Origin of the sequence: Olsenella profusa (genome assembly GCF_016900315.1) — a bacterium.
Lineage (GTDB): Bacteria > Actinomycetota > Coriobacteriia > Coriobacteriales > Atopobiaceae > Thermophilibacter > Thermophilibacter profusus_A.
On sequence record NZ_JACSNQ010000002.1, the window covers coordinates 77,279 to 91,284 of the forward strand.

Consider the following 14,006-nt stretch of genomic DNA (forward strand, 5'->3'; position numbering starts at 1 on the left):
TATTTTTGGACGCTGAAACCGGACACAACCCCTCAGCGACACGACCCCCTCCCCTCGGCTACGATGGGGAGGAGGACGCCGACCGCAAAGGAGGATCCATGCCCGAGAAGGACGTCGAGAACCGGAAGATCCCCCTCATAGGACGCATATACGCCCTGGCCTGCCTCGTCGCGGGCGTGCTCGTGCTCGCCCTGGGCGCGTTTCTCGCCTTCTCCCTGGCCACGTCCGGGGAGCGCATCCTCTCGGGGAGCCACAACGTCACGTTGACGCTGATCCTCTCCGTGATCCAGGTGGTGCTGCTGTTTGTGGCCGCGGCGGGGTTTGCCACCTTCGGCGTGCTCATGCTGAGGAACCGCCGGCGCCACGTGGCGCAGCTCGCCTACGGCCTCATCGCGCTCGAGGTCGTGGAGATGGTCGTGGAGATCATGCTGCACGGCTTTGGGGACAACCTCGTCTCGGGCTTCGTGCAGCTCGTGATCCTCGTCGTCATCGCCTCGACCATCGACCCCACCCTGATCGCCGAGCGCCGCCTCCAGCGCAAGCTCCGCGACATGGAGACGGAGGAGGCCGCGGAGGCCGGCACGCTCGGCCGCGCCAAGGGCGACCGCGGCTTCATCGAGCTCGACTTCTTCAACCTCTTCTGGGTCTTCGTGGTCTGCTGCGTGCTCGGTCTCGTCATCGAGACCGTCTACCACATGGTCGTCGTGGACCCGGGCGTCTACCAGGACCGCGCCGGCATGCTCTTCGGGCCCTTCTCGCCGATCTACGGCTGCGGGGCGGTGCTCATGACCATCGCGCTCAACCGCTTCTACAAGGCCAACCCCGTCGTCATCTTTCTGGTCGCCGCGGTGATCGGCGGCCTCTTCGAGGCCACGGTCTCGTGGTTCATGCAGACGGCGTTCGGCGCGGTTGCCTGGGACTACTCCGGGTTCACGATCTTCGGGCTCTTCCCCGACCCCGTGGCCGAGCTCTTCGACGGCCGCACCTCCACGCTGTTCATGTGCATGTGGGGCGCGCTCGGCTTCGTGTGGATCAAGCTCTGCCTGCCGTGGCTGCTCAGGCTCATCAACCTCATCCCGTGGAAGGCGCGCTACGCCGTCACCACGGTCTGCGCCGCGCTCATGCTCGTCAACGGCGTCATGACGCTGCAGTCTCTTGAGTGCTGGTATGAGCGCGAGAGCGGCATCCAGCCGAGCTCGCCGGTCGAGGAGTTCTACGCGCAGAACTTTGACGACGCGTACATGGCCCACCGCTTCCAGTCCATGACGATCACGCCCGAGGACACGGCCCGCGCCGCCAGGGCGTAGCCCCTACGCGACGGCGCCCTCCAGGCAGCCGACGAGCTCGCGCGGGCTGCGGCCGAGCACCTCGGAGACGCGCCGCACGGTCCAGAGGTGCCGCTCGTGGATGAACGCCACCGAGACCCGCCGCTTGGCGTCCGTCGAGACGCCGGCGCGCGAGAGCATCCCGACGGTCCCGCCCACCGAGTACTCGATCTGCGCCACCACCTCGTCGGGGAGCGACCCGCCCTCCGGGCAGAGGGCCCGCTCCCAGAGCCCCAGCGTGACGTCGAGCGCCACGCCGTACACCGCGCTCATCCCGCCGCGGTCGAGCAGCAGGCAGATCCGCTCGATGCTCCGCTCCACCCGCGGTTCCAGGTTCGGCTCCGGCTCGCAGGCGGCCAGCACCAGAAACGAGTTGCCCCGGCGGTCGGAGTCGAGCAGCTCCTCGCGCACCGCCCACGCCGTCAGGTGGTCGAGGTCGGAGAAGTGGTAGTAGAACGAGCCGCGGCTCACGCCGGCGGCGTCGATCACGTCCCCCACCGAGAGGTCGCCGAGCGGCGTCTGGGCCAGGCACGCCCAGAGCGCGTCGGCCAGGCGGACCTTCATGCGGTCGGTCGAGCGCTCCCTCATCGCGAGTCCCGCGCCGTCTGGCGCACCGTCTGCCCGGCCGCCGCGTCAAGCGCGCGCTCGGCGGCCGCGATGGCGTCGCGGCCCCACTGGTCGATGGACTCGACCACGCTGCGCGGCGCCTCCGCCGGCTCCTCGGGCGCGACGTCCGCGCGCGCGTCCATGACGAGCATCTGGAGGCGGTTCTCGATGTTGACCTGGCTCACGTCCGGGTCGTAGTCAAGCGGGAGCACCTGCGCATCCGGGTAGAGCTCCTTCACGCGCTTGATGATGCCGCGCCCCACCACGTGGTTGGGCAGGCAGCCGAACGGCTGCAGAATCACGAAGTTGCGCACGCCGTGGGCCGCCTGCTCCAGGATCTCGGCCGGGATGAGGATGCCCTCGCCCGCGTCGAAGGTGCGGTGGATGATCGGGTTGCTCTTCTCGGCAAGCTCGTCCATGCTCGCGGGGCGCTCGTAGAGCGGGCAGTCGCGCGCAATCTTGTCCGTGAGCGCCAGCGTGACGGAGAACACGTCGTCGACCGTGGCGTTCCAGACGCAATCCTTGAGCGGGATGGAGACATGGTAGTCCTCGGACTGCGCGTGCTTGTAGGAGTAGGACTTGCGGATGACGTCGGTCATGCGCGCCTCCACGATCTCGAAGCCGTTGGCCTCGAGGTAGCGCTCAATCTCGTGGTTGGCGCCGGGGTGGAAGTTCAGCAGGTACTCGCCCACGATGAGCACGCGCGGGCGCGGATGGCTGCGGTCGTAGGCCACCGAGCTCATCTCGGCCAGGCCCTGCTTGAAGCCGCGTATGGCGCCGCGGGCACCGTGGGCGACAAGACCGTCGATGAGCGCGTCCATCGCCCGCTCGAAGGCCGCGTCGGCCGCGCCCGCCTCCAGCTCGTAGGGGCGGATCTTGCGCAGCAGCGCCTCGAGGACGTCGATCATCGGCAGCGCGAGGGCGATGTCCACCGACGAGAAGAGCCCAAGACGGAAGCCCGGGTGCATGTCGTGGGAGTCCTCGCCGTCGTTGGTGATGATGGGCACCTGCTCGTAGCCGGCGTCGTCGAGGGCCTTGCGCAGCAGCGCGCCGTAGTGCGTGAGGCGGCAGTCGCCCACGTACTTGGCCATCATGACGGCGGTGCTCGAGGGGTCGTACGTACCGCGCTCGAGCTCGGCGAGCACCTCGCCGATTACGATCTGGGCCGGGAAGCAGATGTCGTTGTGAACGTAGCGCTTGCCCAGGCGGATGGCCTCCTCGCGGCCGATCTCCAGCGGCACCGCGCGGACGTCCTGGCGGCGCGCGGCGGCGGCCATGAGGCGGCTGAACGCGTGCGAGGTGTTGGGTACGAGCACCGTGTAGACCTTCTCGTCCCCGCGCTCGAACTTGTTGGGGTAGGGGTCCGTGAGCGGGCGCGGCTCGGGCACCACGCCCTCGGCGCGCTCCTTGGCGCGGCGCTCGCGCACCGTCTCCACGAACGAGCGCACGCGGATGCCCAGCGGGCCGGTGGCGTCGGACTCGTCCAGCTTGAGGACGAGTGGCGCCTTGTCGCCGATCTCGTGCATGAGGCGGGAGATCTCGTCGGAGAGGTAGGCGTCGTGCCCGCAGCCGAAGCTCACGAGCTGCACGTACTCGAGCCGCGGGTCGCGCGAGGCGATCACGGCCGAGCCGAGCATGCGCTCGTGGAAGTTGTTGACCACGTCGATCCGGCTCATCGAGAGGTCCACCTCGTGCACGCCCGGCACGGAGTCGGCCGTGAGCACCGGGATGCCGGCCTCCACGAACATGCGGGGCAGGTCGTGGTTGACGAGCTCGTCGTTCTGGTACGGGCGCGAGGCGAGAACCACCGCGTAGCCGCCGTCCTTCTCGACGCCGGCGACGACCTCGCGGCCACGGCGCTCCAGTTCCTCGCGGAAGGCCTCCTGCGCCGCGGTGGCCTGACGCACGGCAGAGCGCGCCTGCTCGCGCGTGAGGCCCGCCCAGGAGGTGAGGTAGGCCACGAGCTGGCGCTCGCGGTCCTCGTCGGAGTACCAGTGGAAGAGCGGCGCGTCAAAGGGGACGCCCCAGCGGTCGCTCGGGTTGTCAGAGTTTGCCACCACGAGCGGGTAGCCCTTGACCACCGCGCACATGGACTGGCTCTCCTTGGAGGCGTTATCAGAGGGCACCGTGGTCACCGACGGCATGAAGATGCGGTCGACGCCCTGGTCGTGCAGGTCGCGCAGGTGGCCGTGGACGAGCTTTGCCGGGAAGCACACGGTGTCCGAGGTGACGGCCGGAAGCCCCCGCTCGTAGATGGCGCGGGTGCTCTTGCGGGAGAGCTTCACGCGGTAGCCGGCCGCCTTGAGCAGCGTGGTCCAGAACGGTGCCCACTCCCAGAGCGCGAGCACGCGCGGTAGGCCGATCACCGGGGCGTCGGGCCCGAGGTCGCGTACCGGCTCCACGGGGTAGGAGCGGAAGAGCAGGCGCTCGCGCTCCGCGAAGAGGTTCGGCACGCGGCTCGTCCGCTCGCGCACCGCGCGCTCGCGGGCGCGGACGTCCGGGTCCTTGGGGTCACCCACCACCTCGCCGCGCGGGCAGCGGTTGCCGGTCACCCAGGAGGCGCCGCTCGAGAACGTGATGCGCGTGCGGCTGCAGTGGTTCTGGCAGAACGGACAGGGCAGGCCCGCCTCGGTAGTGTAGGAGAAGTCCGCGAGCGCCGGGAAGCCGATGAAGGAGCTCGGCTGCACGCAGCCGGTGGCGTGCAGGGTCTGGGCGGCCTTCTCGCGCACGAGCTGGGCCACGCCGATGGCGCCCATGAGCCCGGCGTGCGGCGAGCGCGTCACGGGCCGGCCCACGCGCTGCTCGAAGGCGCGCAGCACCGCGTCGTTCAGGAAGGTGCCGCCCTGCACCACGATCTTGTCGCCCAGGGCGTCCATGCTCGGCACGCGGACCACCTTGGTGAACACGTTCTCGATGATCGAGCGGCACAGGCCCGCCATGATGTCATCCGGGGTCTTGCCGTTGCGCTGCTCGGTCACGATGCTGCTCGTCATGAAGACGGTGCAGCGGCTGCCGAGCCGCGCCGGCGCGTCGGAGCGGAAGGCCGCCTCGGCGATGCCCTCCACCGGGATGCCGAGGGTGCGCGCGAAGGTCTCCAGGAAGGAGCCGCAGCCGGACGAGCAGGCCTCGTTGACCACCACGTTGGTGATGACGCCCTCGTCGAGCCAGATGGCCTTCATGTCCTGGCCGCCGATGTCCAGCACGAAGGTGGCGTCCGGCACGAGGTCGCGCACCGCGCGGGCGTGCGCCACGGTCTCGACCACGTGGTAGTCGGCGCCGAAGGCCTTGGCGAACATGAGCTCGCCGTAGCCGGTGGTGCCCACGCCGAGCACCTCCAGGCGGTGGCCCGCCGCGCGGTGGCGACGGTCGAGCTCGCGCAGGGCACGGGCGGCCACGTCGAGCGGCTCGCCCTCGTTGGAGGCGTAGAAGGAGTCCACGAGCGTGCCGTCCTCGTCCACGAGGGCGAACTTCGTGGTGGTGGAGCCGGAGTCGATGCCCAGGTAGACCTTCAGCACGCCGTCGACCGGCTCGCGCGGGGCGGGCTCGGCCGGAGCCGCGTGACGCTCCTCGAAGCGGCGGCGCTCCGCCTCGGACGAGAAGAACGGCTCGGCCGGCTCCTCGTCCGCCACGTGCGGGCGGGCGTCCAGCTCGCGCAGGGCGCGGGCGGCCGTCGGCACGTCGAGGGCGGTGGCCCGGTCGGAGAAGAGCTGGTCCACCGCGAGCGCGGCGCCAAGGGCCATGATCGTCTCGGCGTGGTCGGGCACGAGCGTCTCGTCGGCGGAGAGCCCCAGGCGCTCGGCGAACACGCGCACGAGCGTGGGGTCAAAGGTCAGCGGGCCGCCCTCAAAGACGACCGGCGCCACGATGTCGAGGCCCTGGGCCAAGCCGCCGATGGTCTGCTTGGCGATGGCGTGCAGCGAGGAGAGCGCGATGTCCTCCTTGGAGACGCCCTGGTTGATGAGGGGCTGAATGTCCGTCTTGGCGTAGACGCCGCAGCGGCCGGAGATGTCGTAGACGGTCTTGCCGGCGGAGGCGAGCGCGTCGAAGTCCTCGGGCGCCACCTTGAGCAGGGAGGCGATCTCGTCCAGGAAGGCGCCCGTGCCACCGGCGCACGAGCCGTTCATGCGCATGTTGGAGACGGTGAGCTCGCCGTTGCGCTGGTCGCGCTCGAAGAAGACGATCTTGGCGTCCTGGCCGCCGAGCTCGATGGCCGTGCGCGCCTGCGGGTAGAGGGCGCGCACCGCGATGGAGTTGGAGACGACCTCCTGCACGTAGGGAAGGACCAGCTCGTCGGCGAGCGTCGTGGCGCCCGAGCCGGTGAGCGCGGCGTCGAAGGACGCCCCCGGGAAGGTGGCGGCCAGCTCCTCGAGCACCTCGGCGGCGGTCCGGGCCTGGCGGGCGCCGTGGCGGACGTAGCGCGAGAAGACCGCGTGGCCGGCGGTGCTGCCGTCCGGCTCCAGCGCCACCACCTTGACCGTGGTGGAGCCCACGTCGATGCCAACCCGGAGCTTCCTTCTCGCCTCTGCCACGCTGACCCCCGTTCCACACGAAATGCAACAGTGGTCACTCTACCAACCCGGCCGGCGTTTTAGACAGGTTGTCTAAAAATCCACAGCTTCCGGGACGGGACAGGCGGAGCCTGGCGGGGCCGCGCGCCTCCCGCGCGCTACCGCACGTAGCCGACCTGCGGACGCGCCATCCGATGCGCCGCCACGAGCAGAGCCACGCCCGCCACTACGAGCGGCAGGCTCAGGAGCTGGCCCATCGTGATGGGCCCGAAGAGGTAGCCGAGCTGGGCGTCCGGCACGCGGACGAACTCCACCAGGAAGCGGAAGACGCCGTAGAGCGTCAGGAAGGCGCCCATGAAGGTGCCCTGCGGGCGCGGGGGCACGCGGCGCGACAACACGTAGAGCACCGCGAAGATCAGGAGCCCCTCGAGCACGGCCTCGTAGAGCTGGGAGGGGTGGCGGAAGACCGGCCCGCCCGTCTCGAACATGACGCCCCAGGGCAGGTCGGTCTCCTTGCCCCAGAGCTCGCCGTTCACGAAGTTGGCGCAGCGGCCGAAGAAGAGGCCGAGCGGCGCGCCGATCACCCCGAGGTCGCAGACCGTGGGGATGGAGATGCCGTAGTGGCGGCACACGAGCGACCCGCCCACGATGGCGCCCACGAGCCCCCCGTGGAAGCTCATGCCGCCGTCCCAGGTGGCCACGATCTCCAGCGGGTGCTCGAGGTAGTAGCCCGCGCCGTAGAAGATCACGTAGAAGAGGCGCGCGCCGATGATGATGCCAAACACCACGCCGATTACGACGGAGAAGACGTCGTCTGCGGTAAGCCCGAGCTTCCAGCGCCGCTGGGTGCGCCACATCACCACGCCCGCGCAGATGAACCCCAGCAGGTAGGCAATGCCGTACCAGCGCACGGAGAAGGGGCCCAGCGTGAAGGCCACCGGGTCGAGCGCGTGGTAGAGATCGTTCAGGAGCACGTTCTTCTCGCCTGCGCTAGAACGCGGCGGGCTGGACGCGCGTCACGCCGGGGACGTGCTCGCGCAGGATGCGCTCGATGCCCTCGGACATGTCCATGCTGGAGAGCGGGCAGCCGGCGCAGGCGCCCTGCATCTCCAGGGTGACCACGCCGTCGTCGGTGCAGTCGATGAGGGCCACGTCGCCGCCGTCGGCCTGCAGGCTCTGGCGGATGACGTCTATGGTTGCCTCGAGAAGTTCGCGATCAACGGCCATGTGAGTTCCTTTCCGGGGTCGTCTTGTCTCGAGAGACATGTTACCCTCCCGGCTATCCGATGCCCATGAAAAGATGGCCGGAGGTGGCGCCCCGCATGCGCGGCGCGGGCCGGTGCCCCGAGCGGGCGGCCGCCACGGCGCGCACGGCGCGGTCCACGGCAAAGCGGGTCTCGGAGACGCTCATGAGCTGCGCGTCCACGAGCAGGCGAGAAACGCCGGCGGCAAGGAGCTCGCCCGTCTGGGGCGTCGCGTCGAGAGGGTGGGCCGCCCAGATGCGGGAGCGGCCCTGCTCGTCAGTGCGGACGGGCAGGAGGTTGCCGTCAATGTCGCGCAGGGAGAGCCGGCGGCGGCGCAGCTCGCAGCGGGGGCAGTCGTTGACGCAGCGGCCAAGCGCCTGCAGGACGCAGTGCTCGCTCGTCATCACGCGCTCGCGGCCGAGCACGGCAAGGCCCACCGGCACGCGCGCGGCGCGGGCGAGGGCGCAGACCTCCTCGAGGGTGAGCTCGGCGGAGAGCCAGACGCCCGCGGCGCCGGCGTCCTCGAGCGCGGCGAGGCAGGACGTGTTGTGCACCGGGACGCAGGAGCGGACCTCCGGGCGGGCGCCGCGCGCGGCGGCGAGGGCGAGCTCGGAGACGTTGCCCACGGCACAGGGCTCGCCGGGGCGCACCCATCGGTCCAGGCGCGCGTGGTCGCCCTCGCGGCAGACCTCGTCCAGCCAGGGGACCGTGCCCTCCGGCCACGAGCCGTGCGCGAGGTCGTCCGTGGCGGCGTAGACGCGCGTGGCGCCGGCCTCGCGGGCCGCCTCGGCGGCCTCCGGCGTGGCGGCGAGCACGCACACCTCGACGGCGGGGGCGGCTGCGGGGGCGTCCACAACAGCGGCGGGGGCACCGATCGACGCAGCGCCGGCCGCGTCAGGCGCGCCGCCCCCGGGCAGCTCGCCCGCGCCCGGCACCTCCGCCAGGCCCTCGGGGCGCGCCGCGTAGTCCGCGAGCAGAGCCTCCTCCAGGAGCCGGCACGCCTCCGCGCGCACCTTGTGCACCGCAGAGAAGGCCATCCCGCAGCCCTCGTCAAGCCGGACGTCCCAGCTCACGGGCTCAAAGGGGCTCTGGCCCATGCGGCCGACGTGCTCCACCAGGTCTTCGGGGCTCACCGCCCTCGTGCGCGCGGACTCCACCACGAAGCCCTCGGCGCGCGCCGAGGCGGCGCCGTCGACGCAGGTCAGCTCCACCGCAAACGGGGACCCCAGACGCGCCGTCACGCGCACGTCCACCGCCCGGCGGCGCACCACGTCCTTGTCCGCCACGCGCGCCGCCTCGTCGAGCGCCCGCTGCGAGCGGATCACGCGCACGAGCGAGCCGGCCGGCATCTCGCGCGCCGTGCGGCAGGTGATGGTCTCCCCCGCCGCGGCGTCGACGGGGGCCGGCGCGGTCAGGAACTGCGTGGGATCATCCACGGGGCGGATCTCCAGCAGGTCGCCCGCGCCCACCGGGGCGCTGAGCCGCACGTCGACGTCGGCCCGGGAGCGGCGGCGCATCCGCTCGCGACCGCCGTTGCCGCCTCCGCGGCGCACGAGGATGTCCTCGAGCGCCCGCGAGGAGACGACCTCGCCCACGAGCTCGCCGCGGTTGTTGGAGCGCTCGTAGCTCATCATCTCGTTGCCGGAGCGGCCCCAGAGGTAGCTGTCCGTAAAATCGCGGTTGAAGGCGCGCTTGAGCCTGCGGTGGCGCGAGGCGTCGGCGGCCGCGTCGTCCGTCCCGGCAGCCAGCGCGTCGAGCGCGCCGCGGTAGGCGCTCACCACGCTGAACACGTAGTCGGGCGCCTTCATGCGGCCCTCCACCTTGAGGGAGCCCACGCCGGCGTCGCGCATCTCGGCGAGGTGGTCGACGGTGCAGTAGTCCTTGGGGCAGAGCAGCCGCGTGCCGCCCACCCCGCGGTTCGTCTCGGGCATGCCCTGCGTGGCCACGCCCGGGATCTCCATCACCCGGCCGTCCTCGTCCACGAGGTCGTAGGGCAGGCGGCACGGCTGCGCGCAGAGGCCGCGGTTGGCCGAGCGGCCCCCGGCCATCGAGCTCATGAGGCACACGCCTGAGTAGCAGAAGCAGAGCGCCCCGTGACCGAAGCACTCAAGCTCCACGCCCTCCCGGGAGATCCGCCTGATCTCCTCCAGGGAGAGCTCGCGCGAGAGCGTCACGCGGTCCACGCCCCAGACGTCACGGCACCAGGCCACGCCGCGTGCGTCGTGGACGTTTGCCTGCGTGGAGACGTGCACCTCGATCTGCGACCAGGTTCGGCGCACCTCCGCGAGCAGCCCCCAGTCCTGGATGATGAAGGCGTCGGCGCCCAGCAGCCACGCTCGACGCACCAGGGAGAGCACGCGGGGCATCTCCTCGGTGGACACGGCCACGTTCACGGTCACGTAGACGCGCGCGCCCGCCAGGTGCGCGCGCCGGCACGCCGCCTGGAACGACTCGTCGTCGAAGTTGCGCGCGCCGCGGCGGGCGTTGAAGTCGTTGCCGAGGCCGCAGTAGATGGCGTCGGCGCCGGCCGCGAGGGCGGCGTTGAACGGGTCGGGGCCGCCGGCGGGCGCCAGCAGCTCCGGCACGCCGTGAGCCTCTAGAAACGTGGTCCTTCTTGTCACGGAGCCTACACCAGACGCGCCCAGCGGCGCTTGCCGGACTGCAGCACCGTGCCCGCTCCGAGCAGCGCCGGGTCCACGTTGTAGCACTTGGCCGGCACGGCCTTGCCATCAATCTTGACGCCGCCGCCGTCGACGAGGCGCCTCGCCTCGCCCGCGGACTGGGCGATGCCCACCTCCACGAGCAGCTTGCCCAGGTAGACCTTGCCCTCGTCGTTGACCTCAACCACGCTCGCCGGGAACTCCGGCACGTCCTCGGGCACCTCGGAGCGCTTGAACTGCGCATCGAAGGCGGCCATCGCGGCCTCGCCCGCGCCCGCGCCGTGGTAGAGGTCCACGATGTTGACGCCCAGCTCGCGCTTGAGTTGGTAGGGGTCGGCGGTGCCGTCGGCAAACGCGGCATCGATCGCGTCGATCTTCTCGATGGAAGCGGTGGAGCACAGACGCCAGTAGAGCGGCACCAGCTCGTCGGTGATCGACATCACCTTGCCGAACATGTCGGCCGGCTCGTCGGTGAGGCCGATGTAGTTGCCGTAGCTCTTGGACATCTTCTTGTGGCCGTCGGTGCCCACCAGAAGCGGCATCGTGAGGGCCACCTGCGGCTCCATGTCCATCGCGCGCATGAGGTCGCGGCCGGCCAGCAGGTTGAAGATCTGGTCGTTGCCGCCCATCTCGAGGTCGGCCTTCACGACCACGGAGTCGTAGGCCTGCAGCACCGGGTAGATGAACTCGTGCAGGGCGATGGACTTGCCCTCGGTGTAGCGGTTGTGGAAGTCCTCGCGCTCGAGAATGCGGGCCACGTTGAACTTGCTCATGAGCTTGAGCATCTCGGCGAGGTTGAGCCCCTTCAGCCAGTCGCCGTTGTGGACGATGGTGGTGCGCTCCGGGTCGAGCACCTTCATGGCCTGCTCGACGTAGGTCTTGGCGTTGGCCTCCACCTGCTCCTCGGTGAGCGGCGGGCGGGTGGAGTCACGGCCGGACGGGTCGCCGATCAGCGCGGTGCCGTTGCCGATGATGAGCGTCACGTTGTGGCCGAGGTCCTGGAACTGGCGCATCTTGCGCAGCGGCACGGCGTGGCCGAGGTGCAGGTCGGGCGAGGTGGGGTCGACGCCCAGCTTGATGTTGAGGGGCGTGCCCTTCTCGAGCTTCTTCCTGAGCTCGTCAAGCGGCACGATCTGCATAGTCCCCGACGTGATCACCTTGAGCTGTTCGTCAACTGGCAGCACCGATCTCTCCTCCATAGTCTCTTCGCGTGTCCAAGCCGCCCTCAAGGCGGCTGCATGACTTTTTAGCATACCGCAGGAACCCAAAAAAGGCAGGACAGAACCTCCTTTTGCCCCTCCCGGCGAGAAGAACCTCCCTCATCGCAGGCTCTTCTCGCAACGGCCGTCCACGGACTCACCACGCGGATGACGCCGCACAGGCAGCCGCGCGCCCGCTCCCTCTATAATGTTGTTTGACTGTGGACGGATGCTCCCTGGACAGGAGGGCTTACATGGGGATCAGGACCCGCAGGGCTCGCACGCACTCTAAGACCCACTTCGTGGGCTTTGGCATCGCCGGCTTCTTCGGCTTCATCGCACTGCTCGCCGTGACGCTTGCGCTGTCTCTGGGCGGGGTGGTCTCGACATGGCTCGAGGACCTGCCGGACTACACCTCGGCCGACGCCTTCCTCGTGGCCGAGCCCACGCGCGTCTACGACGCGGACGGCAACGAAATCGTGGCCTACTACCTGCAGAACCGTCGCTCCGTGGGCCTTGACGAGATCTCCGACTACGTCAAGCAGGGCACCGTCGACACCGAGGATGCCCGCTTCTACCAGCACAACGGCGTCGACCTCGAGGGCATCCTGCGCGCCGTGATGGTCCAGCTGACGGGCGGCTCCGAGGGCGGCTCCACGATCACCCAGCAGCTCGTGAGAAACACCGTCCTCTCCGACGAGCAGTTCGAGAACACGCTGCGCCGCAAGGTCCGCGAGGCCTACATCGCCATCCAGATGGAGAAGACCTACACCAAAGACCAAATCCTCAACATGTACCTCAACACCATCTTCTACGGCAACGGGGCCTACGGCATCGAGGCGGCGAGCATCACCTACTTCAACAAGCACGCGAGCGACCTCACGCTGAACGAGGCGGCCACGCTCGTGGGCATCCCCAACTCGCCGACGCTCTACGACCCCTTGGCCAACTATGACAGCTGCAAGAGCCGCCGCAACGTGGTCCTGCAACGCATGCTCACGGCGGGCACCATCACGCAGGAGGAGTACGACGCCACCTGCGCGGAGGAGATCCCGCTCAACCCCGGGCAGCTCACCGACTCAACGAGCACCTACCCCTTCTTCACCGACTACGTCCACAACCTGCTGCTCCAGGACTTCTCCGCGGACATCATCCAGCAGGGCGGCCTCAGGGTCTACACCACGCTCGATCCCCAGAAGCAGCAGATCGCCGAAGAGGCCGCGGCCAGCCGCATCGAGGCCATCGGGGACCCGGACGTGAGCGCGGCGCTCGTCTCCATCGACAACTCCAACGGCTACATCGTGGCCATGGTGGGCGGCCAGAACTACGGAACGGACTTGGAGGCGGGCCAGAGCCAGGTCAACATGGCCACCGCCCAGAGGCAGGCGGGCTCGAGCTTCAAGACGTTCACGCTGCTGGCCGCGATGATGGACGGCATGAGCCCCACGGTGCGCCTTGACTGCCGCTCGCCCATGCAGATTACTCCCGCCTGGCCTGTCGCGAACTTCAACAACAACCAGTACGGCATCATCACGCTGGCCCGCGCCACCGAGCTCTCCTCCAACACCGCCTACGGCCAGGTCATCGAGGCCATCGGCGTGGACAAGCTCGTAGAGACCGCGGCCCTCGTGGGCATCGACTCCCCGATCGAGCCCGTGCCCGCCTCCGTGCTCGGCGCCTCGGGCGTCACCCCGCTGGAGATGTGCGAGGCCTACTCCACCATCGCCTCGGGCGGCGTCCACCGCAACCCCGTGGCCATCTCCCGCATCGAGGACCGCAACGGCAACGTGGTCTACGAGCACGCCGACGATGCCGAGCAGGTCGTTGACTCGGCCATCATCGAGGACCTCACCGAGGTTCTGGAGGGCGTCGTCCGCGCCGGCTACACCACCAACTACGTGGCCGCCAACTTCACCGCCAACCAGCCGGTGGCCGGCAAGACCGGCACCTCCGACGAGGCCGACAACCTCTGGTTCTGCGGCTTCACCCCGCAGCTCACCACCACGGTGTGGGTGGGCAAGCGCGACTCCAACGAGGCCGTCTTCATCTGGGGCTCCTACGCCTCCACCTCCAACACCGCCCAGCCCATCTGGACCGAGTACATGAACAAGGCCCTGGAGGGCGAGCCGCGCGGCGAGTTCCCCACCTCCGACCACGAGGCCACCTACAAGCCCAACGACTCGTGGACCTTCGTGGGCACGGCCTCGAGCGTGAACTCCTCCGGCTGGACCGACACCTCAGACGAGGACCAGGACGACTCGGAGACCACCGAAGAGGAGACGTCGCAGGAGACGCCCACCACGCCCACGGAGCCGACGACGCCCACCACTCCGACCCCGCCCACGGTGCCGACGACGCCCACGGAGCCCACCACGCCCACGGTGCCGCACCTGCCCACCGAGCCCGAGGAAGGCGACTGACGGGACAGGCGGCCAAGAAGAGGCTGCGAGCGCCAATCGCCACC

8 protein-coding genes are annotated in these 14,006 nt (G+C 69.7%); 2 read left to right on the top strand and 6 right to left on the bottom strand.

Annotated features, from left to right (window positions below; all coding sequences use genetic code 11):
* Positions 1–98: 98 nt before the first annotated feature.
* The gene (locus H9X80_RS01575) at positions 99–1,307 is read left to right on the top strand and encodes a putative ABC transporter permease (protein ID WP_204792606.1); all 1,209 of its coding nucleotides are present in this window, start codon (positions 99–101) and stop codon (positions 1,305–1,307) included.
* Between the two features lie 3 nt (positions 1,308–1,310).
* On the opposite strand, the gene H9X80_RS01580 is transcribed toward H9X80_RS01575, so the two are convergent.
* From H9X80_RS01580 to tyrS, 6 genes are all read right to left on the bottom strand, one after another.
* The gene (locus H9X80_RS01580) at positions 1,311–1,913 is read right to left on the bottom strand and encodes a TetR/AcrR family transcriptional regulator (RefSeq protein WP_204792607.1); all 603 of its coding nucleotides are present in this window, start codon (positions 1,911–1,913) and stop codon (positions 1,311–1,313) included.
* Positions 1,910–6,460: an acyl-CoA dehydratase activase gene (locus tag H9X80_RS01585; RefSeq protein WP_204792608.1), complete on the bottom strand. Its 4,551-nt coding sequence runs from the start codon at positions 6,458–6,460 to the stop codon at positions 1,910–1,912. The genes H9X80_RS01580 and H9X80_RS01585 overlap by 4 nt, the downstream gene beginning before the upstream one ends.
* A 137-nt stretch (positions 6,461–6,597) precedes the next feature.
* Positions 6,598–7,413, bottom strand: coding sequence for a prolipoprotein diacylglyceryl transferase (gene lgt, locus H9X80_RS01590; protein ID WP_204792609.1), 816 nt, complete (start codon positions 7,411–7,413; stop codon positions 6,598–6,600).
* 16 nt (positions 7,414–7,429) lie between these two features.
* Positions 7,430–7,666, bottom strand: coding sequence for a NifU family protein (locus tag H9X80_RS01595; RefSeq protein ID WP_204792610.1), 237 nt, complete (start codon positions 7,664–7,666; stop codon positions 7,430–7,432).
* A gap of 52 nt (positions 7,667–7,718) precedes the next feature.
* Positions 7,719–10,268, bottom strand: coding sequence for a DUF3656 domain-containing U32 family peptidase (locus H9X80_RS01600; RefSeq protein ID WP_204792611.1), 2,550 nt, complete (start codon positions 10,266–10,268; stop codon positions 7,719–7,721).
* Between the two features lie 41 nt (positions 10,269–10,309).
* Positions 10,310–11,527 carry a tyrosine--tRNA ligase gene (tyrS, locus tag H9X80_RS01605; RefSeq protein WP_204792612.1) on the bottom strand — a complete coding sequence of 406 codons (1,218 nt, stop codon included), beginning with the start codon at positions 11,525–11,527 and terminating at the stop codon, positions 10,310–10,312.
* Positions 11,528–11,796: 269 nt separating this feature from the next.
* Between tyrS and H9X80_RS01610 the strand changes: the two genes are divergently transcribed.
* Entirely contained in the window at positions 11,797–13,962 is a 2,166-nt protein-coding gene (locus H9X80_RS01610) for a transglycosylase domain-containing protein (protein WP_204792613.1), read from the top strand.
* Positions 13,963–14,006: the final 44 nt, after the last annotated feature.

What these genes read in the sequence shown, in the direction of transcription:
- H9X80_RS01595 (WP_204792610.1), bottom strand. Translation starts at nt 7,666, where the DNA reads ATGGCCGTTGATCGCGAACTTCTCGAGGCAACCATAGACGTCATCCGC.
- H9X80_RS01610 (WP_204792613.1), top strand. Translation starts at nt 11,797, where the DNA reads ATGGGGATCAGGACCCGCAGGGCTCGCACGCACTCTAAGACCCACTTC.
- H9X80_RS01575 (WP_204792606.1), top strand. Translation starts at nt 99, where the DNA reads ATGCCCGAGAAGGACGTCGAGAACCGGAAGATCCCCCTCATAGGACGC.
- H9X80_RS01580 (WP_204792607.1), bottom strand. Translation starts at nt 1,913, where the DNA reads ATGAGGGAGCGCTCGACCGACCGCATGAAGGTCCGCCTGGCCGACGCG.